This is a genomic window from Apibacter sp. B2966 (assembly GCF_011082485.1).
In the GTDB taxonomy this organism is placed as follows: Bacteria; Bacteroidota; Bacteroidia; order Flavobacteriales; family Weeksellaceae; genus Apibacter.
Genome location: NZ_CP049714.1, coordinates 1,567,495 through 1,590,177 on the forward strand (window position 1 = coordinate 1,567,495; position 22,683 = coordinate 1,590,177).

Below are 22,683 nucleotides of genomic sequence, written 5' to 3' on the forward strand. Positions count from 1 at the left end.
AAGTCAAAAATGGAAAATAAGAAATTATTATACTATGTTCAATGTTTAAGAGGTTTAGCATCATTACTTGTATGTGGATTTCATACACGTTATTGGATTAATTTAAATGATAATAGTGAGTTAGGAAATTTTTTATTTGGAAAAGGAGTGTATGGAGTAGAATTATTTTTTATAATTAGTGGATTTATAATGATATATACCACAAAAGATAATTATTTACAAAGTCAATATAAGTATTCAATATCATTTATAAAGAAAAGAATAATTAGAATTGTTCCTTTATATACTATATTAACAATTGTTTGGTATATTATATTTATTGATTCTTTTAATTGGAATGTATTTATTAAAATAATAAAATCCATAATGTTTATTCCGTATAATGAATTCCCTATTTTATATTTAGGATGGTCTTTAAACTATGAAATGTTTTTTTACTTGATATTTGCAATAAGCTTATTATTTGGGCATTATAAATATAAAGTTTTGCTTATATTTTTTATGATATTTATAAGTTTACAACATTTTAAATATCAAAATAGTTATCTAAATATGATTTCCAGCTTTCAGCTAAATTACTTTTTAGTAGGAGTTTTATTAGGATTATTTAGAAAAAAAATTATAATAAATAATTCTCAAATTTCATTAACATTGTTTACAGTATCAATGTTTATATTGATTTTATTTTTATTCAATTATGTTAAAATAAATAATAAAATAAGTTTATTACTTTTTTTTACATTCATCGTATATAGCGTAATTAATTTTGATTTTTCTCAAATAAAAATAAATCTAAATGCCCTTTATTTCTTAGGAAATATATCATATTCTTTATATTTATTTCATCCGTTTATACCAAATCTATTAATGAATCATTTTAATATTTTTCCGGGAATATTTAATAATGATTTATTTAATTATTTTTTCTACATTTTAATGATATTAAGCATCATATTATTTTCATATATACTCTTTCAATTCATTGAAAAAAAACTTTCAAATGAATTAAAAAATTTTTTAAAGTTAAGATGAATAAAAAGAAAATACTTATTAGAATAGGATCCTTACGTCATGGAGGAGCTGAAAAAGTTTTAGTAACATTTTTAAAAAATTTACCCGAAAATAAGTATGAAATAGATCTGTTGTTAAATCTTAAATCAGGAAAATATTTAAAAGACGTTCCCTCTTGGGTCTCAGTATATCATCTACATAAAGGAGAAATGATAACAACAAACAAACCGTGGGAAATACCCGTTAAAGCTTTTAGAAGATCCTATGAAGTACTGTTGAAATTATTTCCTAAAGCACTTTATAAATTTATTTTAAAAAAACAACATTATGATATAGAGCTTATTGCCAATCACAGACTGTTAGAAGAAGTTTTAAAAAGTCCAATAAAAACCTCAAAAAAAGTAGTTTGGGTTCATAATGATTTGTTCAGCATATCAGAATATACAACCAAAAAATTAAGTAATTTTTTTAAAGCAGATAAAATATGGGTAATATCTGAAAAAATTAAATCCGGATTCGAAAAATTAGCCACAACCCGAGAGGACAGAGAAAAACTAATTAGAATTTATAATCCAATTGATTCCCAAGAAATTATAAAAAAATCAGAAGAAGATATTAACTTTACTTTTACGAAAGAAAAGAATGAAAAAATTTTTGTAGCTGTTGGTACAGTTTTTCCACAGAAAGGTTTTGACCGACTTATAAAAATGCATAAAAGGCTTTTACAAGAAGGATATAAGCATAAAATTTATATAGTAGGAGATGGGTATGATTTTAAAAATATCCATACTTTGGTTAAATCTTTGAATTTGGATGATACAGTAAAAATGGTAGGTTATCAAGAAAATCCCTATCCATTTTTTAAAAATGCTGATTATTTTATTTTATCCTCACGATATGAAGGATATCCAACCGTTTTATTTGAAGCACTAACGTTGAAAAAGCCGATAATAGCTACGGATGTTTCCGGAGTCAGCGAAATATTGCAAGAGGGTAAATTAGGAAAAATCGTCGAAAATTCTGAAGAAGGGATTTATACCGGAATGAAACAATTTTTAACACAACCCGAGATCACCCAAAAATATATACAAGAAATGAACGACAAGGAATTGCCCTTTACATTAGAAAATGCTGTATCCCGATTAACAACTATTTTAGACAATTTATAAAATGTCAAACTCTTTAATACAAAAAGATTATTTCAGAATATACGGAAAATGGCCGGGGAAATTTTTAGGCAAAGCTCTAATAAATCCCAATTTTCGGTATATATATTTTTTAAGAAAAGCATCCGTATATCCAAAAAAATCGGTATTTGGAACTTTATATCGATTGATTTTATATCATTACCAAACTAAATATGGATTTCAGATATATCCGGAAACACAAATTGGAGAAGGCTTTTACCTCGGTCATTGGGGAACAGTTATCATAAATCCCAAAGTAAAAATTGGCAAAAATTGTAATATAGCTCCCGGAGTTACTATAGGAAAAACGAACAGAGGCAAAAAAGCAGGAGTACCTGTTATAGGAGATGAAGTATGGATAGGTACTAATGCAGTACTTGTAGGCAATATAAAAATAGGAAATAATGTTTTGATCGCGCCCAATGCCTATGTTACGGAAGATATTCCCGATAATTCAATTGTAATTGGAAATGTAGCTCAAATACAACCCAATGAAAAAGCAACCCAAGGATATATTAATAATAAAGTGTAAATGAAAACCATACTGTTTATACTTCCGGATTTAAATATGGGCGGGGCAGAAAGAATAATTACTTTGCTTATAAATAATTTGGATAAAAATAAATTTACTCCAAAGCTCCTTCTAATGAGAAAAGAAGGATATTATCTTGAGCTTTTAGATAAAAATATTGAAATTATAGATATAAAAACGTCTCGAATAAGAAATGCATTTTTTCCCATAATTAAGGTACTTAGAACATTAAAACCCGATATTGTTTTTGGCGGATGGGGTGAAGTATCGGCCTATTTAGCCCCCATAATACCCTTTTTTCCGAAAATACGTTTTATAGCAAGAGAAACCAATATAGTTTCTCAACATGTAACCCGACCGGAAATAAGATTTTTTTATCGTTTTTACAATAATTTTGATACAGTCATTGCACAAAGTGATGATATGAAATATGATCTCATAAACAACCTGAAAATACATGAAGAAAAGATTATAAAAATCAATAATCCGGTGGATGTAGATGCAGTTGAAGCAAAATCACTCGAACCTATGAATTTTCCATTTTTCGAAGGCTTTAAAAATGTAGTGGCTATCGGCAATCTTTCCTATCGTAAAGGCTTTGACAATCTATTAAAAGTTTTTTCATACCTAAAAAATGAAAATATATTTTTATATATCATAGGAGAGGGAGACGATAAAGAAAAATTGATTGAATTAAAAGATTCTTTACAAATTAAGAATGTAAAATTTTTAGGAAAAATAACTAATCCCTATCCATATTTAAAAAATGCAGATCTATTTATCCTCTCTTCCAGATATGAAGGTTTTCCCAATGTATTGTTAGAAGCAGGAGCTACCGGAACATTTTCATTAGCAAATAATTGTAAAGGGGGAATCAGTGAAATAATTGAAGAAAATGTTAATGGAAGGATAATTTCCATTGAAGATCATAAAAATTTTGCTGAGGAGATAAAAATAACATTAAGTAAAAAATACGATAAAAATCGTATAAAAAATTCCATAATAAATAGATTTTCAAAAGATAAGATCATACACCAATATGAAAAAATTTTGGAAGCTAATAAAAACTAAATTAGGCGAATAAAGTCCGTTAACATAAAGTAAAACTCCTTAAAAATAAATTTTCTGTAAATTTGAACTAACTTTGATTTTTTTTAATCAATTAACTAGATGAAATATTATGCAGCTCAACATAAAAAATGAAACATCAAAGCTGAAAGTGGTTGTTCTGGGTCAACCCTGTTCTATGGGAAAAACACCGGAACTAAATGAAACTTATGATGCAAAGTCTTATGAAAATGTAAAAAACAACAGTTACCCTATAGAAGAAGACGTAATACACGAAATGAAGGAATTTAAAAAAGCCCTTCAAAAATATGATGTTACGGTTTTAACTCCCGAAATTTTAAAAGATTATAACCAAGTATTTGCAAGAGATGTAGCCTTTGTTATAGAAGATAAGATCATTATATCTAATATGATTGCAGATCGAGCAGAAGAACTCTATGCTTATAAGGAAATATTCAAATCCATATATTTTCAGAATATTTATAATCTTCCTAAAAAAGCAAAAGTTGAAGGAGGGGATATTATACCTCACAACGATGTTGTTTTTTGCGGAGCTTATGAAGGAAAAGACTTTGCGAATATTAAAACAGCGAGAACAAACCAATATGCTATAGATTACTTAAAAGATTTATTTCCTAATAAAACCTTTATAAATTTACCGTTAAAAAAAGATGATAAAAACCCGAGAAACGGAATTTTACATCTCGATTGCACCTTTATGCCTGTTGGAAAAGATAAAGCTATTCTTTACAAAGGAGGTTTTGCAAATGAAAAAGACTATCATTTCTTACTTGATTTTTTTGGCACAAATAATGTCTTTGAAGTAACTGACGAAGAATTGTATTACATGAATACTAATGTATTTTCCATTTCACCGGAAGTGGTTATTTCGGAAAATAAATTTGAAAGACTTAATAATTTTATGGAAAACGAATGGAATATAAAAGTAGAAAAAGTTCCATACCATGAAATATCAAAAATGGGAGGCCTTCTAAGATGTTCCACTTTACCTTTAATACGTACAAATGAGTAATAAGCAGATAACAAATACCGTATTGATGATAGAACCCGTTTCCTTTGGGTATAATTATCAAACAGCAAAAAATAATTTCTTCCAACAAAACGATTCGGTTTCTGTAGAATCTATTCAAGAAAAAGCAAAGGAAGAATTCAGAAATATGGTTGAAAAACTTAGAAAATTCGGAATAAATGTTTTGGTTGTTAAAGATACGGAGCAACCGCATACACCGGATTCAATTTTTCCAAATAACTGGATTTCTTTTCATTCAGACGGTAAAGTAGTGCTTTATCCTATGTATGCTGAAAATAGAAGAGTAGAAAGAAGAGAAGATATATTGGATAGTATAGAGAAGGAAGGATTTATAATTAATGAAATAATAGATTACAGCCGGGCTGAAGAGGAAGATATTTTTTTAGAAGGAACCGGAAGCATGGTATTGGATCGTACTAATGAAATCGCCTATGCTGCCATTTCAGAAAGAACCAACGAAGAACTTTTTATAGAGTTTTGTGAAGATTTGGAATTCTCACCTGTAGTTTTTCATTCTACACAAGAAAAAAATGGTAAAAGATACCCGGTGTATCATACCAATGTAATGATGAGCGTGGCAGAAGATTTCGCCATAATTTGTAAAGAATCTATCCAAGATGTAAAAGAAAGAAAACTAGTAATAGACTTTTTACAAACTACGAAAAAGGAGGTAATTATCATTTCAGAAGAACAAATGAATCATTTTTTAGGAAATACCTTACAACTGGAAAACGATAAAAAAGAAAGATTTTTAGTAATGTCCAATACAGCCTACCAATCCTTGAATGCAGGTCAAATAAATGCCATAAATAAATACAGTCAAATATTGGTATTTGATATTCCCACAATTGAAAAATACGGCGGCGGTGGCGTACGATGTATGTTAGCAGAAATATTTTTACCTAAAGCAGAAAGTTAAAAATCGGCTTTTACTATTAAATAATTTTGTAAATTAATGAAATCCCGTTATATTTGCACCTCGAATTAATTGGCGAGGTAGCTCAGGTGGTTAGAGCGTTGGATTCATAACCCAAAGGTCGGCAGTTCAAGTCTGCTCCTCGCTACAAAATTATAACCCTCATATAGAATTATGAGGGTTTTTTATATAAGAGACATTCCTATTATCCTTTATTTTCATTCATTATTGAAATCTAAATAAGCTCTGTAAATAAAATCCTATTATAGTAAATTTTCCTTTATTTTAAATAGAATTATTTACTTCCCATAAATTTGTTATTATAGTTACTCTTTGGATATCCTATGACTATAGTCTATTCCACAACGAAGAAATTGAGTCGTTAAATCTGTAGGACAAAGAATATAGGATGCAAAAAACATAAAAAATTTTTACTTCTTAATGAGGATTTTTTTATTATTAATGAAATTTTAATCATTTAATAATGCTAAAGAAGATATATCATGATAATATATTTTTATTCTCCCTTTATCATCTTTTTTTAATTTAAAAATTTCAGTTGCTGAATCTTTCTCATATATTACCGTATAAACAAATCCATACTCTGAATAAGATTGGGTTCCGCTTACAACTCTGGTTTCCCATTTATCTAATTTATAATCAATCAAATTTCCCAATTTATTTTTCAATGAGTTGTGGATTTTATGCAGTTTATCTTTCGAAATTTTTGTATAAAAATCAATACTATATAAGCTGTCATTAGATGTAACAGATTCGTAAGCAAGGTTATAAAAATATACTTTTAATATTTTTTCTGCTTCCTTTTTATCCATATTATTATTAGTATGGACAAATGTACATGAAGTAACCAAAAACAATAAATATATTAGACTTAAATATTTCATGATTTATAAACTTTACCCTCACATTCCCAAGGAAAACTTAAAATAGTATCTTTCTTGTGAATATAAAAAACTAATTCCCCTTTTCGTTTAATTATAGTATCTCCCACAGACATATAATCGCTATATTGTGTCCACCAATTATCATCATCTCTACATTTACAATATTCTCCAGTTTTCAAATGAATACCTTCTGCATTAAGATATCTAGTATCGAAAACCGGCATTTTTTTAATAATCAATAAACATTCTTTTTTTCTGTCATAATTTGCCAATTTTTCACAGTCAGGGCTTAAGCAAGAACTTAATAGACTAATTCCCAATAATAAAATAATTATCTTTTTCATTATCTTTTTATTTATTGTTAAACCAATTACTTAACTGACGAATACCATTGCTTAATCTAAAAGTTTCGGATTTAGAAACAGCAACACCCGCTCCAAACCCCAATCCGGCATTTATTCCCATTGTTTTTACACCTGATTTAGCAGGTGTTAAAGAGTCTGTTGCAGACGTTGAATACATACCTCCCACCAAAAAGGATCCTACCCAGCTAACATCCGTTCCGGAAAGACCTTTTAAAAGATCTTTATTATCCCAATAGTTATCATGAAAAGCAAATTGAGCCCCGGTTTTTACCCCCGGTATGCTCGGTTTTATTCCCAGACCACCTCCAGTTCCCACAACTAAATCCGCATCACCGTTGGCTACTGCAATTCCTATACTAAAGCTTGCTTCTCCAAAGATTCCTTGAAATGAAAATCCCAAGCTGAAACTAAATGCATCCGGCTTATAAGGGCTATATCTTCCATATTGATCACTTGCTACTGCATGATTGTATGCACCGGATATATAATCCGGTAAAAAGTAATTATTACCCACCACTTCAATAGGTTCAAGGTCGATATAATTAATTTGGTTTCCTCCAATACTTTGTTGCCACTATATTTTTTGAGAAAAGATAGGAGTATTGAGGAAAAAAGAATTAAACAACAATTGGTGTTGATCTTATATAAAAATAAATATAATCCATAGTATGATTAGTTCTAAATTTTATATAAAAAAATATATTTTATTAATATAAAATAAACATTTTTTTGATTTTTATTTGTTTAAGTGATTTTTATCATTACTTTTCACTCATGATTATTGTATGAATTGCATTAACATTTTATATGTATATTTGACCAATTTTTATAAAAAATAGAAGCTTTCAACCTTTGGAAATACTGATAAATAAAGTAATTATTTATTTATATGAAGTTGAAGATTTTTATAAATTTTAAGAATATTTAAATTTATAAATAAAAGTTGGATCTCTATATATTTATAAACAAATTGTTATATTTTAAATTAAATTTATTATACAAATAGTTTATTATTAAGTAATTTTATTTTTTTATGGAAAGGAATAAATCTTTAGATTCCGCTAAGTTCATTTTAATATTTTTTGTAGTATTAGCACATACCTGTGAATATGATTTATTTACATCTAAAATCAAACTTTTGATTTACATTTTTTCTTCAACCTTTACTATACCCTTATTTATAATCATTTCAGGTTACTTCTCAAAAAATTTAACATGGGATAAGTTTAAAAAATTCATCTTAGGCTTTGTTTTAGTATATTACCTATTTCAGCTTTTTTATTCAATACCCTCCATGGCTGCCGGTCATTTCAATATCGTACGATATATACTATTACCTATAGGCCCGCTCTGGTATCTTGCGGGATTAATTCTTTGGAGATATTTTATAATACTAATAAAAAAATTTAATATACCGGCATGGGCAAGTTTACTAATTTCAACTGTTATTTCTTTAGCTGTTGGATTCATAAAGATAGATCCTATCTTACATCCTGATTATGTTTCTGCACTAAGAATCTTGGTTTTTATACCCCATTTTTTTGTAGGATATTATGCTCCACAAGATATATGGTCTAGAATAAAAAATATTAAAAAAATATATTCCGTATTATTTTTTACAATATTTGGTATCTGGGTATGTTTATATGGAACTAGCTATCATGCATTCACCACATTTGGAGGATATTCCTATAGTGTATTTCCTACCATTACCGATGGATTGATTCAAAGGTTGATTTTTCTTGTTTTTGCCATATTCAGTTCAGCAGCATTTTTTAATATTATCCCGGATACCTTCTATAAATTTGGTTCCGCTAGTTTGGGCATCCTTTTATTACATATTATGATAGTATATCCTGTATATTGGGGGATAGTTACAAAACATTTCAGTCATATACCACTTGTAGTTGATATTTTAGCTGCTATAACAATTACTTTAGTATGTTTGTTTTTAACTAAGCTAAAAATTATTCAATTAATAATGAATCCTTTAAAATTAATTGAGATAATCTTTAATAAAATTAAAAGATAATTAAAAAATAAAATAAAAAGTTAGTAAAAAAAACAATCATATAAAACTATATGATTGTTTTTTTTACTAAATAGTATTAAACTAACAAAAACTAATTAATTAAATAATTTAATTGTTGAATTTCACTTACTTTATTACTCAATTATATGGAGATAAATTAAATATAATCAGTTAAATAATCTTTTATATCATAAGACTATCAATTTGTTTAACATATCATTTATTCATTTTTCTTCTTAATATGAACCAGTTTATTAAATAATAATTGATTAAGATTAGTTTGTTTAACTGATCTGGTTTTAAAAATTAATAAAGGAAAAACAACACCAAATGCAAGTGATAATAAAGTAAAGCCCGTACGAGTAGCTTTTTCAAGCATTTCAACTAAATAATTAAATTGCAGAGGTTCCCCCTCTTTTAAAGTCATAACCTCGATCAAAGAAATCATAAACTCATAGCCCATTTTACCGGGAATAATATTAATGACAGCGGGAATCGTAAATACAATAGGAGGGGTATGTACTCTATGAGCGAAATATACGCCGGATATACCTACTAAGCTGGCAGCAGCAAAACTTGAAAATACAATTTGATTTACGAAATAATGTAATAATACAGCTCTGCAGCTAAACCCCATAGCTCCTAACAAAGCCACCACCCACATCGAACGGTAAGGCGTTCTAAATATAACGGCAAAGCCTATGGATACCCACATAGACCAAAATATTTTTTCCCAAATAGTTACATTCTCACAAACGGTAAAAAAATTAATTAAATCCATATCCAAATAAAAATAGTGATAAAAATAGGCCCATAGCGATAACAAAAATTAACATTGATCCGTGTATTCCCCTGGCAATACCTTGTGTAACATATCCTTCTAAAATATCTATGAAAGAATTAATTAAAGGCACACCCGGTATTAAAAATAAAACACTGGCAGCAAAAGCACTTTTAAGATCAAGACCGGTGATTAATCTAAATATATTCACAACAGATACGGCAGTAAAAGAAGCAATAGTAAAAATTATAAAAATGTTGAATTTTTTTTGAGTTAAAAACTGTCTGGAAAGGATTCCCAAAACAGTCGCAAGGAAAGTAATAAAAAACTCAATCCAACTACCATTAAGAATCCTGCATAAACTGGCTCCGGCAAGACCTACAAAAAACCAAATGGCGGGTTTTGGGTAATGATTAATTTTCTTTATAGAATTAAATTGTTCATTAACGGCATTCACATCCATTTGTTCATGGATCACTCTCCATGATAATATGCTGATCTCAGAAACAATTTCAAAATTTACTCCAATATGAGGTATAGCACGAACTATAGTATGCATAACATGAGTTTTCTTATCTCTCACACTAAGTACAACGCCTGATAACGAAAAAAATAAATCAGCTTCATAACCAAGAGCCCCGGCTATTCTTTGCGTATTTTTTAATGTTCGCGAAGTATTAGCACCATTCATGATAAGGCTTATAGCAATATCAGAAATAACTTCACTTACAAATTTTATTTCGATTGAAGTATCAGTCATAAAGAAGTATTAATTAACAGGTGTAAAATTATAACAAGGAAGTAGAGTTTTGAGATAAAATAACGTAAACCTGATAACAATCACATAAAAGGTTCATAATTTAGATAGGCAAGTAAAATATGACTAAAATATTAGTAAATTTGTTACTTATGTTGAATGTAAATTATATAAATATATGAAATCACATTGGCTATTATTTATTTTACTAATTACATTGGTTTCATGTCAAACCAATAATCTATCAGTAGATTATGATTCAGGATATAATTTTTCTACAGTAAAAACCTATAATTATTATGCAGATAATAAAGTAAAACTTAATAATAAAATAGACAGTACCAATTTTATGAAAAACCTGGATGCGGTGTTGCTTTCCAAAGGTTTAATGAAAGATGTTGATAACCCCGATGTTTATATAGCCGTGGAAGTTTATACCCAACTTACACACCCTGCCAACAGTTCAGTTAATTTAGGAATTGGAGGAGGAAGTGGCTGGTTTGGATTAGGTACTAATGTAGATATACCCATAAAAAATAATAGTAAAATTGTTAATTATTCGTTTAAAATCGATTTTGATGATGCTAAAACAAAGAATTTAGTTTGGACATCAAAAGTTGTCGATTCTAAACCTTTTAATACTTCTACCGCTTCTAAAGCTTCCTTTTATAATTCATCAATTAATTTGTTGTTTAAGAATTATCCGCCTAAGAAAATTAGAAAATCCAAACCAAGCAAAACGAACTATTACAATTAGTTTAAATTTAATGATATATACCCCTATATTAATATAATAGGATATTAGTTCAAAGAATTATTAAGTTTAGATTATATAGCTTCTTAAGTAAGTTTGTATGATGCATCTAACATATAAGAATTTATAAAGCATATTTAAATCTATAGCAAATATTTAAACGTTTAAACAATATATTCAGAAAGATAAAAGATTAATATTTTTTAAACTAAATATCTTTTTAAAGTTAAAGAATCATTTTTTCAACCTAACAATATTTAAATTTAAAAATTCATTTTCGTTTACATTTAATAAAATTATTTTTGAATCATTTGAAAAAATAAGATGTATAATTATGTACTATCAATCTCCACACCTATAATTATATTATCATTCTTTAATATGATATAACTCATTTCAAATAAAATCATTTAATCGGTTAAATGATATAATTTTACTGCATGAAACCACAAACATAAATGTAATATGAATACAAAATATCTATATTGGATTACTTTCGTTGCAGTAAACGGAGGTCTATTATTTGGTTTAAATATGGCAGGAATTGCCGGAGCCAATGATCTCATAAAGCAAGATTTCAGTTTAAGCGATAGCGGATTAGGTACAGTTGCCAGTTTTTTAATGATTGGTTGCTTAATTGGAGCTTTTTTTACCGGTAGTATAGCTGAAAAATACGGTCGTAAAAATGTTATGATCATTACAGCAATTATATATATAATTTCTTCTTTAGGTTGTGCTTTTGCAACCAGCTTTATAGGATTAACTATTTTTAGGGTTCTTTCCGGTTTCGCTGTAGGAGCTACTTCAGTAGTAGGCCCCATGTATATTTCAGAAATCTCCCCGGCCAATAAAAGAGGAACGTTGGTATCATTCAATCAATTTGCAATAACCATCGGTATCTTTTTAGCCTATGTTTTTGATTATTTCTTGATTAATTTAGGTCAAGAAAGTTGGAGGTATATGTTGGGAGTCCCGGCCCTGTTCGGAATCATTTTTTTACTATATTTAGTATTCTCATTTCCGGAAAGTCCACGCTGGCTCTTAGCTAAGGGAAAAAAAGACGAAGCCGTAGAAATTCTTAATAAAATAGGAGGAGATAGTTATGTTAAAAACGAACTTCCTGAAATGGAAAAATCCATAAATGCTGAAAAGAACAAAGAAAAAGCCAGCAGTAAAGAATTATTTAACGGAAAGACTGGCAAAATAGTTGCAATAGGAACCCTTATAGCAGCATTCCAGCAGATTACCGGTATAAATGCTGTATTAATATTTGCACCGGATATTTTCCGTTCTGCCGGAGTAGGTGGAGATACAGCTTTACTTCAATCCATGATCGTGGGAATTGTAAATGTATTAATGACTATAGTTGCCTTGAAATTAGTGGATTCTAAAGGTCGTAAAACTCTTTTATTATGGGGAGCTTTTGGAATGGCTGTTTCTTTAGGATATTTGACATATGCTTTCTTACAACCTGAAAAAAATAGTATGGGAGTTTTAATAGCCTTATTAGGATATATCTCCTTTTTTGCTGCATCCTTCGCTCCGGTAATGTGGGTAATTATATCCGAAATTTATCCTAATAGAATTAAAGGATTAGCAATGTCTTTTTCAACTGCTGTTAGCTGGGGTTGTACATTTTTAACTGTATATTTTGCACCAATTATCCGAGCAAATTTAGGAGATAGTGCATTATTTGGAATTTTTGGAATATTTACTGTAATTGCCTTTATTTTTGTTAAATTTTGGATTCCGGAAACCAAAGGAAAATCTTTAGAACAAATTGAAAAAGAATTAGGGCTTATTGACTAAGCTATAAAATACAATTACTATGAAAAGAGTTTCAATTAAAGATGTTGCTTTAAAAGCAGGAGTTTCGACTGCGTTGGTTTCATATGTTTTGAACGGTCGTCATACCGATAGAATAAGTAAACTTACAGCAGAAAAAATAAAAAATGCAGCTAAAGAACTGAATTACCGACCCAATAGCATAGCGCGAAGTCTCAAAGCCAAAAAAACTCATACCATTGCCTTGTTGGTTGCAGATATTGCCAACCCGTTTGCTTCTCAAATAGCAAGGATTATTGAAGATGAGATAAGCAGCAAAGGATATGTAATATTAATTGGAAGTTCCGATGAAAACGCAGAAAAATTGCAGCAATTAATAGATATTTTTCTTACCAGACAGGTAGATGGTTTTATAATTCTACCGGTAGAAGGCTCAGAAAAGTATATATTGGATTTAGCTAAAACCAATGCTCCGATAGTTTTAATAGACAGATATTTTAATAATAATATGGAAATACCCGTAATTACTACTAATAATTACGGAGCATCCTATCAAGCCACAGAACATTTAATAAAAAAAGGAAAAAAGAACATAGGCATACTATCATTTCAAACGGAATTAATTCATATAAATGAAAGAGTAAATGGTTATAAAAGAGCTGTGTTGGATAGGGGTTTAACTATTAAATCAGAAAATATAAAATACATTAATGAAGCGGAAATAGATATAGAAGTTTCCCATGCTATAGATGAATTACTATCAAAAGAAGAAGCCATTGATGCCTTATTTTTTGCAACAAATAAATTAGCGTTGGCAGGACTTAAAAAGCTAATGACGTTAAACATAAGAATACCCGACGAATTAGCACTAATTACCTTTGATGAATCAGAAGCCTTTGACATCTTTAAAGTACCGGTGAGCCATATAAAACAACCTTTGTATGAAATATCCAAAGAAGCTGTAGAAATAATTACCGGCATGATTGAAGATAAAAATTTAAAATTTAAACCGAGAGTGTACAACTCGAAATTAATAATAAAACAATCTTCTTAATAAGATACATAATGAAAAATAATATGAATACGAAGCCCATCATCTGTTTTGGAGAAATATTATGGGATATATTCCCATCAGGAAAGAAAATAGGAGGAGCTCCATTTAATGTTGCATATCATCTTAATAAAATGGGTGTTGATGGAAGAATGATTAGTTGTGTTGGAGATGATGAATTAGGCAGAGAATTGCTTAACAAAGTACAAGAAGCAGCGATTCCGACAGAAGAATGCCAGATAAGCGATAAATACAACACAGGGACTGTAATAGCAGAAATAGATAAAAATAACGAAGCTCATTATACCATTGTAGAACCCGTAGCTTGGGACTTTATAGAATGGAAAGATGAATATGAAAATTTAGTAAAGAATTCACAAGGATTTGTATTTGGAAGTTTAGGAAGCAGAAATAATTTATCCAAAAACACTTTGTCAAAATTAATAGAAGTTGCGCCATATAAAGTTTTTGACATCAATCTACGACCCCCATATATTTCTCAAGAATCGATTATCGATTTTATGAAAAAAGCCGATTTAGTAAAGATGAATAAGGCAGAATTAAGGCTTTTGTTAGAATGGGTGGGGAAAGAATATACATCCGAAGAAGATGCCGTTAAATATGTTCGTAAAACATTCTCTTTAGATGGACTAATTGTAACCAAAGGAAGTAAAGGAGCTGTATATTGTGATCAATATCAATATATATATTCAGAAGCTATACAAGTTGAAATTAAAGATACAGTCGGTAGTGGTGATTCTTTTCTGGCCGGATTTTTAGCTAAACGAGCTCAAGGATTCTCAAATTTAGATGCTATGAAAGAAGCGATTGCTTTAGGAGCATTTATAACCAATCACATAGGAGCATGTCCGGTATATGATTTAGAAGAATTCCAAAAATTCAAACAGGACAAATCGATAAACAGTAACACATTTATAGAAGATCAAACAATCAATTAGCATACACTAATCTTATCTCTATATAGATAAAAAGCAGCTTATATTATTAAGCTGCTTTTTAAATATAAAGATAAAATTAATTAGCAGTTACAAGAAGTATTTTTTATCTGTTGAAAGAAATCATTACCCTTGTCATCCACGAGAATAAAAGCAGGAAAGTTCTCAACCTCTATTTTCCAAATAGCTTCCATTCCCAGTTCGGGATACTCCAAACATTCTAAATGTTTAATATTAGTTTGCGCAAGAATTGCAGCAGGTCCCCCTATACTTCCTAAATAAAAACCGCCGTATTTATGGCAAGCGTCTGTAACCTGTTGGCTTCTGTTTCCTTTTGCAATCATAATTAAGCTGCCTCCATGGGATTGGAAAGAATCCACATAAGAATCCATTCTTCCGGCAGTAGTAGGCCCCATAGATCCCGAAGCATACCCGGCAGGTGTTTTAGCCGGTCCGGCATAATAAATAGGATGATCTTTTATATATTGCGGTAACTCTTCTCCATTATCCAATTTTTCTTGCAGTTTCGCATGAGCAATATCCCGTCCTACAATAATAGTTCCGGTTAAAGATAGTCGAGTAGAAACAGGATATTGGGACAATTCGGAAAGAATCTCTTTCATCGGTCGATTTAAATCAATCGCAACACCTCCGGCTTCTCCCGCCTTTTGATATTGTTCAGGAATTAATCGGGCAGGATTATCTTCCAATTTTTCAATCCAAATACCGTTTTTATTTATTTTTGCTTTAATATTTCGATCGGCAGAACAAGAAACACCCATTCCAACCGGACAAGACGCTCCGTGTCTTGGTAGTCGTATAACTCTGATATCATGAGCAAAAAATTTACCTCCGAATTGGGCGCCTAACCCTAATTCTCGAGCGGCATTCAATAGCTTTTTTTCCATTTCAAGATCCCGAAAAGCCCGCCCGCCTTCATTTCCTGATGTTGCCAAGTTATCATAATATTTAGTAGAAGCAAGCTTAACTGTTTTCAAGTTAGTTTCAGCCGATGTTCCTCCAATTACAAAAGCAATATGATAAGGAGGACAAGCAGCAGTACCCAACGATTTCATTTTTTCTACTAAAAAAGGAAATAATTTATCGGGATTTAATAATGCTTTAGTCTCTTGATATAAATAAGTTTTATTTGCTGAACCTCCTCCCTTTGCAACAAATAAAAATTTATATTCCTGTCCGTTTACAGCATATAAATCTATTTGAGCGGGAAGATTGGTTCCTGTATTCACCTCTTTATATAAGTCTAAAGGAGCATTTTGAGAATAACGCAGATTATCAGATGTAAAAGTATTGTATACTCCCTTAGATAAAGCTTCTTCATCATTACCTCCGGTCCATACCTGTTGGCCCTTTTTTCCCATAATAATGGCTGTTCCGGTATCTTGACAAAAAGGAAGAATTCCTTTAGCTGAGATTTCAGAATTTCGTAAAAAAGTAAGAGCCACAAACTTGTCGTTTTCACTGGCGCTCGGATCTGATAGTATACTTGCTACTTGTTTTTGATGTTCCGGACGAAGTAAAAATTCAACATTATGAAATGCATGTTGAGCCAGCAGAGTTAAACCTTCCGGTTCTATTTTAAGAATTTCTTTTCCTTCAAATGTAGAGGTTGATATATAATTTTTAGTTAGTAAATAGTATTCTGTAAGATCTTTTCCTTGTTCAAAAGTTTCTTGATACTTAAAATCCGGTGTTGCCATATAGTAAGCCTAGTTTTATAAATTTAACAGCGCTAAAATTATATATTAATAGATTTATAAAACATGACATTTACCGCTTTTAAAGACTAGTACGAAATTTATAATCATTATAAATAAAGAAAAAACAGTTTTTTCAATAGTGGTTTATATTTATAATTTTATAAGAGAAATATTTAGAAAAAGATTAAAAAAAGAGGGTTGATAATTCATCAACCCTCTCTATAATAAATATCTATTGAAAATTAAATCAATTTAGCCTATCTTAACGTAAAAAGTAATTCTCTATATTTTGTTAATGGCCACATTTCGTTGTCTATTAACATTTCCAATGCATCAGAATGTTCTCTGATTTTATCAAATAAAGGTTTAACTTTATTACAAAAAGTTTCAGCTTGTTTAGCAGGATCTGAAATAGCAATAGCCTTGTCTCTTTCTTTAAACAATTTATCAACCCCGCTTTTAATTTCAGTAATATGAGAAGAGATATTTTTAATAAGATCCAATTGCTCTTTACACATGGATTTCATTTCATTTTCACCAAAAATATCTTTTAAACCTTTTGCATTTTCAATCAATTTAGTTTGATAATCAACAGCCACAGGGACAATGTGATTACGAGCCATATCTCCTAATACCTTTGCTTCAATAGAGATCATTTTAGAATATTTTTCCAATTTGATTTCATTTCTGGCTTCAATTTCCTTATGAGATAAAATATTTAGCTTTTCAAATGGCTCAATATATTTTTTGTTTAATTCAAATTTTAATGCCTCAGGAGTAGTTTTTTTATTTTCCAATCCTCTTTTTTCCGCTTCTTTAACCCAATCTTCACTATAACCATCTCCTTCAAATAATATAGATCTTGATTCAGTAATATAGTCACGAAGAATATTAAATATTGCTTCATCTTTTTTAAGTCCTTTAGCAATCAATTCATCAACCTCTTTTTTGAATTTTTGTAATTGATAAGCCATTATAGTGTTTAAAACGGTCATAGGTTCACCACAATTAGCTTGAGATCCGACAGCTCTGAATTCGAATTTATTTCCGGTAAATGCAAAAGGCGAAGTTCTGTTACGGTCTGTATTGTCAAGTAATAGTTCAGGGATTTTTCCGACAATATTTAATTTTAAATCCGTCTTTTCATCCGGGGAAAGTTTTCCTTTAGTAACTTTTTCCAACTCATCTAAAACAGCGGTTAACTGAGATCCAATAAATATAGAAATAATAGCAGGTGGAGCTTCATTAGCACCTAACCTGTGATCATTACCTGCCGATGCAATCGAGGAACGTAGTAAGTCACCATAGTCATGAACAGCCTTAATAGTATTGATGAAAAAAGTAAGGAACTGGAGATTTTTCTTAGGGTTCTTTCCGGGACTTAATAAGTTTTCTCCGGTATCTGTTGAAAGCGACCAGTTATTATGTTTTCCGCTTCCGTTAACACCATCAAAGGGCTTTTCATGAAATAAAATGCTTAAACCGTGTCTGCGGCTTACTTTTTTCATGACATCCATTAATAATGAATTGTGATCTACCGCTAAGTTAGCTTCTTCAAATAATGGAGCTAATTCAAATTGATTAGGAGCAACTTCATTATGTCTGGTTGTTACTGGTATACCCAATCTCATACAGTCAATTTCCAACTCTTTCATAAAATTTCTTACGCGAGTAGGAATAGAGCCGAAATAATGGTCTTCGAGTTGTTGTCCTTTAGCAGGAGCGTGACCTAGAAGAGTTCTTCCTGTTAGAACTAAATCCGGACGGGTTTGAAAAAGTGAAGAATCCACTAAAAAATATTCTTGTTCCCAACCCAAAGTAGAATAAACTTTGGTTACATTTTTATCGAAATAGGCTTGACATACTTCAGTAGCAGCTTCATCTACCGATTGTAATGCTCGTAATAGTGGAGTTTTATAATCTAAAGTCTCACCGGTATAAGAAACAAAAATAGAAGGAATACATAACGTTGTATCAATAATGAAAGCAGGTGAAGTCGGATCCCAGGCGGTATAACCTCTTGCTTCGAATGTATTACGTATTCCACCGTTAGGGAAGCTGGAAGCATCTGGTTCTTGCTGAATTAATAAAGAACCGCTGAATCTTTCAATGGCTCGACCTTCTCCAATTGGATTAAAAAAAGAATCATGCTTTTCAGCTGTCTCTCCCGTTAAAGGTTGAAACCAGTGAGTATAATGGGTAGCACCTTTAGACATAGCCCATTCTTTCATGGAAACAGCAACCTGATCTGCAATTTCTCTTGTGATTTTCTTTCCATATTTTATCGCATCTAAAATGCTTTGATAAGCTTCTTTAGTCAGATATTCACGCATGGTGGATTCTGAAAAGACATTTTCGCAATATAGCTCAGATAATTTTTTTGGAATTTCTATATGTTTAGGCTGTAAATAAGGAAGCCTTTTTAAAGCATAAAAACGTAATGTTGACATAAAAGGTATTTTTTTTAGAGGGTAAATATAATTATAATATTAAAATAAATCAAATAACCCTCATTTTTTACACACAATTAAAAGAATTTTATTAAAAATCATTCATTGAATTCTTAACATATTATCAAAAAAAAACTTCAATTTTAATAAATAAAATAAAATAAACAAGTAATAAGTATTTTAATATGAGAATGTCATAAAAACAAAATGTATAAAAAAAATAAATTATTTTATATTCATTTATTATTTATCGGGCTCTATTAAGAATAATAAAAGAAAGAAAAATAATTTATGAATAAATAGTTAACTTGTAATATGTTACGAATGGATAAATTTTTCACTGTATTGTGGATAAAATATTTTAATACGGTTTTTATATGAAATAAAATTAGAGAAACAGAATTCAAAAAGATAGAATATTTAAAATAATTACAAAAACTGGATAATTGTAAAATTTTTGTTTATAAAATCTTGCGTTGGTATAATATTTTCATTAATAATTTTAAATAAATCTCATAAAAGATAAGATTAAAAAGATAAAAATAACAACAATAATTAAAATTAATCAAAAACCTAAAAAACATGGAACATAGAAAAATAGGCGATTCAGATTTATCTTTATCGGTAATAACTTTTGGAGCTTGGGCTGCCGGAGGTTGGATGTGGGGAGGAACAGAAAGAAAAGTTGCCGTTGAAGCAATCAAATCAGCTCACGATGCAGGAATAACATCTATCGATACGGCTCCTATATATGGACAGGGAACCAGTGAATCTATAGTAGGAGAAGCTATTAAAGGAATTCCTAGAGATAAAGTTCAAATTTTAACTAAATTTGGAATGCGTTGGGATTTAGCTAAAGGAGATTTAGCCATGCACAGTAAAGATAATTCAGGTAAAGATATCGATATATATAAATATGCTGGAAAGGAAAGTGTTATCTATGAGTGTGAACAAAGTTTAAAACGTTTAGGAACCGATTATATAGATCTATATCAACTGCACTGGCCGGAAACCGTTACTCCCATTGAAGAAACGTTTGAAGCAGTTGCAAAATTAATCGAGCAAGGTAAAGTACGTCATGCATCCGTATGTAATTGCTCTACATCTCAAATTGAAGCAGCAAATAAAACATGCAAAATACTTTCCGATCAGGTTCCTTATAGTATGTTAAACCGTAAAATAGAAAAAGATATAGTTCCTTATTGTATTAAAAATAAAAAGTCTATCTTAGCTTATAGTCCAATGGAAAGAGGATTATTAACCGGTAAAATTAAACCGGATCATAAATTTGAAGAAGGTGATGCCCGAAGGGATATGAAGATGTACCAACCGGATAGTATTAAAAGAATTGATGATTTCTTGGCTAAAATTAAACATATAGCAGATGATCAAGGAGCAACCCTGGCTCAGTTAGTATTAAAATGGACTGCTGAACAACCGGGGATTACCATAGCCTTGGCCGGTGCAAGAAATGCTGAACAAGCAAAACAAAATGCAAAAGCTGCAGAAGTAAAAATCAGCAAAGAACAAATGGATTTTATCGATTCGGAATTAGCAAAATTATAAAATCATATAAAGAATTATTATGGAAAAACTGACAGGTAAAAAAGCAATAGTTACAGGCGGAAACAGAGGATTAGGAAAAGCAGTGGCTTTAGCTCTGGCTGCTGAAGGGGTAGATGTAGCTATTACAGGAAGAGATGAAAAAACAGTTAAGGAAACTGTAAAGGAGTTAGAAGGAAAAGGAATAAAAGCTGCATATTCAATTTTTGATGTTTCCAATCAAAAAGAAGTTGAAACGGAAATGGAAAAATTACAAAACAGTTTCGGATCCTTTGATATTTTGATCAACAATGCAGGAATTTCAGCATTTCAAAGTTTTTTGGATATGCCTGTTGATCAGTGGCAAAATATTGTACAAACCAATCTTTTCGGACCTTATTTCATGTCAAGAGCAGTTTTGCCTGCAATGATTGAAAAAAAAGGGGGAGATATCATTAATGTTTCATCCACGGCTGGATTAAAAGGGGGCGCAAACACTTCAGCCTATAGTGTTTCAAAAGCCGGTTTAATATCCTTGTCGGAATCATTGATGTATGAGATGAGAAAGCACAACATAAGAGTTACAACTCTTACACCAAGTACCATTGCATCAGACATGTCTGTAAAATTATTAAAAATTACGGATGGAAATCCGGAAAAAGTTTTACAGCCGGAAGATTTTGCAGAATTAGTGGTTGATATTCTTAAGTTAAATAAACGAGCCTTGTTGGCAAATGCATCTTTATGGTCAACCAATCCTTAAAATTATAAACCCATAGATAAAGTCCGGCTAATATACCGGACTTTATTATTTTAACATTTAAAATATATGAAAGTATTTATATCCGGCAAAATACCGGAAGTAGGAGTAGACATGCTGAAAAAGGCAGGTTATGAGGTCGAAATGTGGACAAATTCGGAACCTATTACCCTTGCAGAATTAATAGATAAATGTAAACAATCCGACGCATATATAAATGTGATGTCTCCTGTGCCGGAAAGTTTTTTTAAAGAAGTTACAAATTTGAAAGTTATTTCCACATTTTCGGTTGGTTATAATCATATCGATATCCAAGCAGCCACACGTTTGGGCATACCAGTGGGAAATACCCCGGATGTTCTCAGTAATGCAACGGCAGACATTGCTTTCTTGTTACTGTTGAATGTTTCCAGAAAAGCTTTTTTTAATTATCGAAGGATAATCGAAGGAAATTGGAAGCCCGGTTTTTTATCAGTAGAATATTTAGGGCAAGAATTAAATGGAAAGACCTTAGGCATATTTGGTATGGGACGTATAGGAATCAAAATGGCTCAAAAATGTAAAAATGCATATGGGATGAATATACTTTATAATAATAGGCATAAACAAGAAGATGCCGAAAAAGAATTAGGAGCGCATTATGTTTCTTTTGAAGAATTATTGGAACAATCGGATGTAATAAGTTTACATGCGCCTTTAACAGATGAAAATAAAGGTATTTTTAATGCCTCAGCGTTTAAAAAAATGAAGAAAACATCTATTTTAATAAACACGGCCAGAGGTCCTATGGTTAATGAAAAAGATTTAATACAGACCATCCAAGAAGGTCAAATCTGGGGAGCCGGTTTAGATGTAACAGATCCCGAACCCATGAAAGCAGATAACCCTTTATTACGTATGGAAAATGTTGCGGTTACGCCTCATATCGGATCAGCAACTATAGAAGCACGAAATGCGATGTCGGCTTTGTGTGCTAAAAATATTATTTCCGGTTTAAAAGGAGAAAAATTACCTTGCGTCGTTAATCCCGAAGTATATAAATAATTAAAATATTATATT

21 protein-coding genes and 1 tRNA gene are annotated in these 22,683 nt (G+C 30.4%); 15 read left to right on the plus strand and 7 right to left on the minus strand.

The features are described from left to right. Positions 1-9: 9 nt before the first annotated feature. From G8C43_RS10065 to G8C43_RS06890, 7 genes are all read left to right on the plus strand, one after another. A complete protein-coding gene (locus tag G8C43_RS10065) occupies positions 10-1,032 on the plus strand; it encodes an acyltransferase family protein (protein ID WP_166005022.1) in 1,023 nt (340 codons plus the stop codon). Further along, positions 1,029-2,180, plus strand: coding sequence for a glycosyltransferase (locus G8C43_RS06865; protein ID WP_166005034.1), 1,152 nt, complete (start codon positions 1,029-1,031; stop codon positions 2,178-2,180). Before G8C43_RS10065 ends, G8C43_RS06865 begins: the two co-directional genes overlap by 4 nt. Before the next feature lies 1 nt (position 2,181). Next, positions 2,182-2,730, plus strand: a complete 549-nt coding sequence (locus tag G8C43_RS06870; protein ID WP_166005036.1) for a serine acetyltransferase — start codon at positions 2,182-2,184, stop codon at positions 2,728-2,730. Continuing rightward, positions 2,731-3,801, plus strand: a complete 1,071-nt coding sequence (locus G8C43_RS06875) for a glycosyltransferase (RefSeq protein ID WP_166005038.1) — start codon at positions 2,731-2,733, stop codon at positions 3,799-3,801. It abuts the gene before it with no gap. A gap of 109 nt (positions 3,802-3,910) precedes the next feature. Further along, a complete protein-coding gene (locus G8C43_RS06880) occupies positions 3,911-4,831 on the plus strand; it encodes a dimethylarginine dimethylaminohydrolase family protein (RefSeq protein WP_166005040.1) in 921 nt (306 codons plus the stop codon). Further along, positions 4,824-5,768 carry a citrulline utilization hydrolase CtlX gene (gene ctlX, locus G8C43_RS06885; protein WP_221404041.1) on the plus strand — a complete coding sequence of 315 codons (945 nt, stop codon included), beginning with the start codon at positions 4,824-4,826 and terminating at the stop codon, positions 5,766-5,768. Before G8C43_RS06880 ends, ctlX begins: the two co-directional genes overlap by 8 nt. Before the next feature lie 71 nt (positions 5,769-5,839). Next, a tRNA-Met gene (locus G8C43_RS06890) sits at positions 5,840-5,913 on the plus strand. Between the two features lie 322 nt (positions 5,914-6,235). Here G8C43_RS06890 and G8C43_RS06895 read toward each other — a convergent pair. From G8C43_RS06895 to G8C43_RS06905, 3 genes are read right to left on the minus strand one after another with little or no spacing between them, the layout of a single operon-like run. Beyond that, on the minus strand, positions 6,236-6,670 hold the full coding sequence (locus G8C43_RS06895) for a hypothetical protein (RefSeq protein WP_166005042.1): 435 nt from the start codon (positions 6,668-6,670) through the stop codon (positions 6,236-6,238). After that, positions 6,667-7,014, minus strand: coding sequence for a hypothetical protein (locus tag G8C43_RS06900; protein WP_166005044.1), 348 nt, complete (start codon positions 7,012-7,014; stop codon positions 6,667-6,669). Before G8C43_RS06900 ends, G8C43_RS06895 begins: the two co-directional genes overlap by 4 nt. 7 nt (positions 7,015-7,021) lie before the next feature. Further along, positions 7,022-7,549, minus strand: a complete 528-nt coding sequence (locus G8C43_RS06905) for a hypothetical protein (protein ID WP_166005046.1) — start codon at positions 7,547-7,549, stop codon at positions 7,022-7,024. A gap of 519 nt (positions 7,550-8,068) precedes the next feature. Between G8C43_RS06905 and G8C43_RS06910 the strand changes: the two genes are divergently transcribed. Continuing rightward, positions 8,069-9,067, plus strand: coding sequence for an acyltransferase family protein (locus tag G8C43_RS06910; RefSeq protein ID WP_166005048.1), 999 nt, complete (start codon positions 8,069-8,071; stop codon positions 9,065-9,067). Between the two features lie 220 nt (positions 9,068-9,287). Here the strand turns inward: G8C43_RS06910 and G8C43_RS06915 are convergent, their stop codons facing one another. Together G8C43_RS06915 and G8C43_RS06920 are read right to left on the minus strand one after the other, a co-directional pair. Next, a complete protein-coding gene (locus tag G8C43_RS06915; protein ID WP_105296456.1) occupies positions 9,288-9,848 on the minus strand; it encodes a threonine/serine exporter family protein in 561 nt (186 codons plus the stop codon). Further along, entirely contained in the window at positions 9,835-10,608 is a 774-nt protein-coding gene (locus G8C43_RS06920; protein WP_160542958.1) for a threonine/serine exporter ThrE family protein, read from the minus strand. Before G8C43_RS06920 ends, G8C43_RS06915 begins: the two co-directional genes overlap by 14 nt. A 175-nt stretch (positions 10,609-10,783) precedes the next feature. On the opposite strand from G8C43_RS06920, the gene G8C43_RS06925 reads away from it, so the two are divergent. From G8C43_RS06925 to G8C43_RS06940, 4 genes are all read left to right on the plus strand, one after another. Next, entirely contained in the window at positions 10,784-11,362 is a 579-nt protein-coding gene (locus tag G8C43_RS06925) for a DUF4136 domain-containing protein (RefSeq protein WP_166005050.1), read from the plus strand. Positions 11,363-11,824: 462 nt separating this feature from the next. Continuing rightward, complete coding sequence (locus G8C43_RS06930; protein WP_166005052.1) at positions 11,825-13,168, plus strand: sugar porter family MFS transporter; 1,344 nt, start codon at positions 11,825-11,827, stop codon at positions 13,166-13,168. Positions 13,169-13,187: 19 nt separating this feature from the next. Beyond that, on the plus strand, positions 13,188-14,198 hold the full coding sequence (locus G8C43_RS06935) for a LacI family DNA-binding transcriptional regulator (RefSeq protein ID WP_166005054.1): 1,011 nt from the start codon (positions 13,188-13,190) through the stop codon (positions 14,196-14,198). Between the two features lie 11 nt (positions 14,199-14,209). After that, complete coding sequence (locus tag G8C43_RS06940; protein ID WP_166005056.1) at positions 14,210-15,154, plus strand: carbohydrate kinase family protein; 945 nt, start codon at positions 14,210-14,212, stop codon at positions 15,152-15,154. 80 nt (positions 15,155-15,234) lie between these two features. Here G8C43_RS06940 and G8C43_RS06945 read toward each other — a convergent pair whose 3' ends face one another. Beyond that, positions 15,235-16,872, minus strand: coding sequence for a fumarate hydratase (locus G8C43_RS06945; protein ID WP_166005059.1), 1,638 nt, complete (start codon positions 16,870-16,872; stop codon positions 15,235-15,237). A 257-nt stretch (positions 16,873-17,129) separates the two neighbouring features. After that, the gene (locus tag G8C43_RS06950; RefSeq protein WP_105296449.1) at positions 17,130-19,322 is read right to left on the minus strand and encodes a glutamine synthetase III; all 2,193 of its coding nucleotides are present in this window, start codon (positions 19,320-19,322) and stop codon (positions 17,130-17,132) included. Between the two features lie 582 nt (positions 19,323-19,904). On the opposite strand from G8C43_RS06950, the gene G8C43_RS06955 reads away from it, so the two are divergent. From G8C43_RS06955 to G8C43_RS06965, 3 genes are all read left to right on the plus strand, one after another. After that, a complete protein-coding gene (locus G8C43_RS06955) occupies positions 19,905-20,888 on the plus strand; it encodes an aldo/keto reductase (protein ID WP_166005061.1) in 984 nt (327 codons plus the stop codon). Positions 20,889-20,907: 19 nt separating this feature from the next. After that, on the plus strand, positions 20,908-21,627 hold the full coding sequence (locus G8C43_RS06960; RefSeq protein WP_160542965.1) for a 3-ketoacyl-ACP reductase: 720 nt from the start codon (positions 20,908-20,910) through the stop codon (positions 21,625-21,627). Between the two features lie 66 nt (positions 21,628-21,693). Further along, complete coding sequence (locus G8C43_RS06965; protein ID WP_166005063.1) at positions 21,694-22,668, plus strand: 2-hydroxyacid dehydrogenase; 975 nt, start codon at positions 21,694-21,696, stop codon at positions 22,666-22,668. Positions 22,669-22,683 lie beyond the last annotated feature (15 nt).

Bases quoted from the DNA above. Each gene is read 5' to 3' on its own strand.
- G8C43_RS10065 (WP_166005022.1), top strand. From the start codon at position 10: ATGGAAAATAAGAAATTATTATACTATGTTCAATGTTTAAGAGGTTTA.
- G8C43_RS06865 (WP_166005034.1), top strand. From the start codon at position 1,029: ATGAATAAAAAGAAAATACTTATTAGAATAGGATCCTTACGTCATGGA.
- G8C43_RS06870 (WP_166005036.1), top strand. From the start codon at position 2,182: ATGTCAAACTCTTTAATACAAAAAGATTATTTCAGAATATACGGAAAA.
- G8C43_RS06875 (WP_166005038.1), top strand. From the start codon at position 2,731: ATGAAAACCATACTGTTTATACTTCCGGATTTAAATATGGGCGGGGCA.
- G8C43_RS06880 (WP_166005040.1), top strand. From the start codon at position 3,911: ATGCAGCTCAACATAAAAAATGAAACATCAAAGCTGAAAGTGGTTGTT.
- ctlX (WP_221404041.1), top strand. From the start codon at position 4,824: ATGAGTAATAAGCAGATAACAAATACCGTATTGATGATAGAACCCGTT.
- G8C43_RS06895 (WP_166005042.1), bottom strand. From the start codon at position 6,670: ATGAAATATTTAAGTCTAATATATTTATTGTTTTTGGTTACTTCATGT.
- G8C43_RS06900 (WP_166005044.1), bottom strand. From the start codon at position 7,014: ATGAAAAAGATAATTATTTTATTATTGGGAATTAGTCTATTAAGTTCT.
- G8C43_RS06910 (WP_166005048.1), top strand. From the start codon at position 8,069: ATGGAAAGGAATAAATCTTTAGATTCCGCTAAGTTCATTTTAATATTT.
- G8C43_RS06915 (WP_105296456.1), bottom strand. From the start codon at position 9,848: ATGGATTTAATTAATTTTTTTACCGTTTGTGAGAATGTAACTATTTGG.
- G8C43_RS06920 (WP_160542958.1), bottom strand. From the start codon at position 10,608: ATGACTGATACTTCAATCGAAATAAAATTTGTAAGTGAAGTTATTTCT.
- G8C43_RS06925 (WP_166005050.1), top strand. From the start codon at position 10,784: ATGAAATCACATTGGCTATTATTTATTTTACTAATTACATTGGTTTCA.
- G8C43_RS06930 (WP_166005052.1), top strand. From the start codon at position 11,825: ATGAATACAAAATATCTATATTGGATTACTTTCGTTGCAGTAAACGGA.
- G8C43_RS06935 (WP_166005054.1), top strand. From the start codon at position 13,188: ATGAAAAGAGTTTCAATTAAAGATGTTGCTTTAAAAGCAGGAGTTTCG.
- G8C43_RS06940 (WP_166005056.1), top strand. From the start codon at position 14,210: ATGAAAAATAATATGAATACGAAGCCCATCATCTGTTTTGGAGAAATA.
- G8C43_RS06945 (WP_166005059.1), bottom strand. From the start codon at position 16,872: ATGGCAACACCGGATTTTAAGTATCAAGAAACTTTTGAACAAGGAAAA.
- G8C43_RS06950 (WP_105296449.1), bottom strand. From the start codon at position 19,322: ATGTCAACATTACGTTTTTATGCTTTAAAAAGGCTTCCTTATTTACAG.
- G8C43_RS06955 (WP_166005061.1), top strand. From the start codon at position 19,905: ATGGAACATAGAAAAATAGGCGATTCAGATTTATCTTTATCGGTAATA.
- G8C43_RS06960 (WP_160542965.1), top strand. From the start codon at position 20,908: ATGGAAAAACTGACAGGTAAAAAAGCAATAGTTACAGGCGGAAACAGA.
- G8C43_RS06965 (WP_166005063.1), top strand. From the start codon at position 21,694: ATGAAAGTATTTATATCCGGCAAAATACCGGAAGTAGGAGTAGACATG.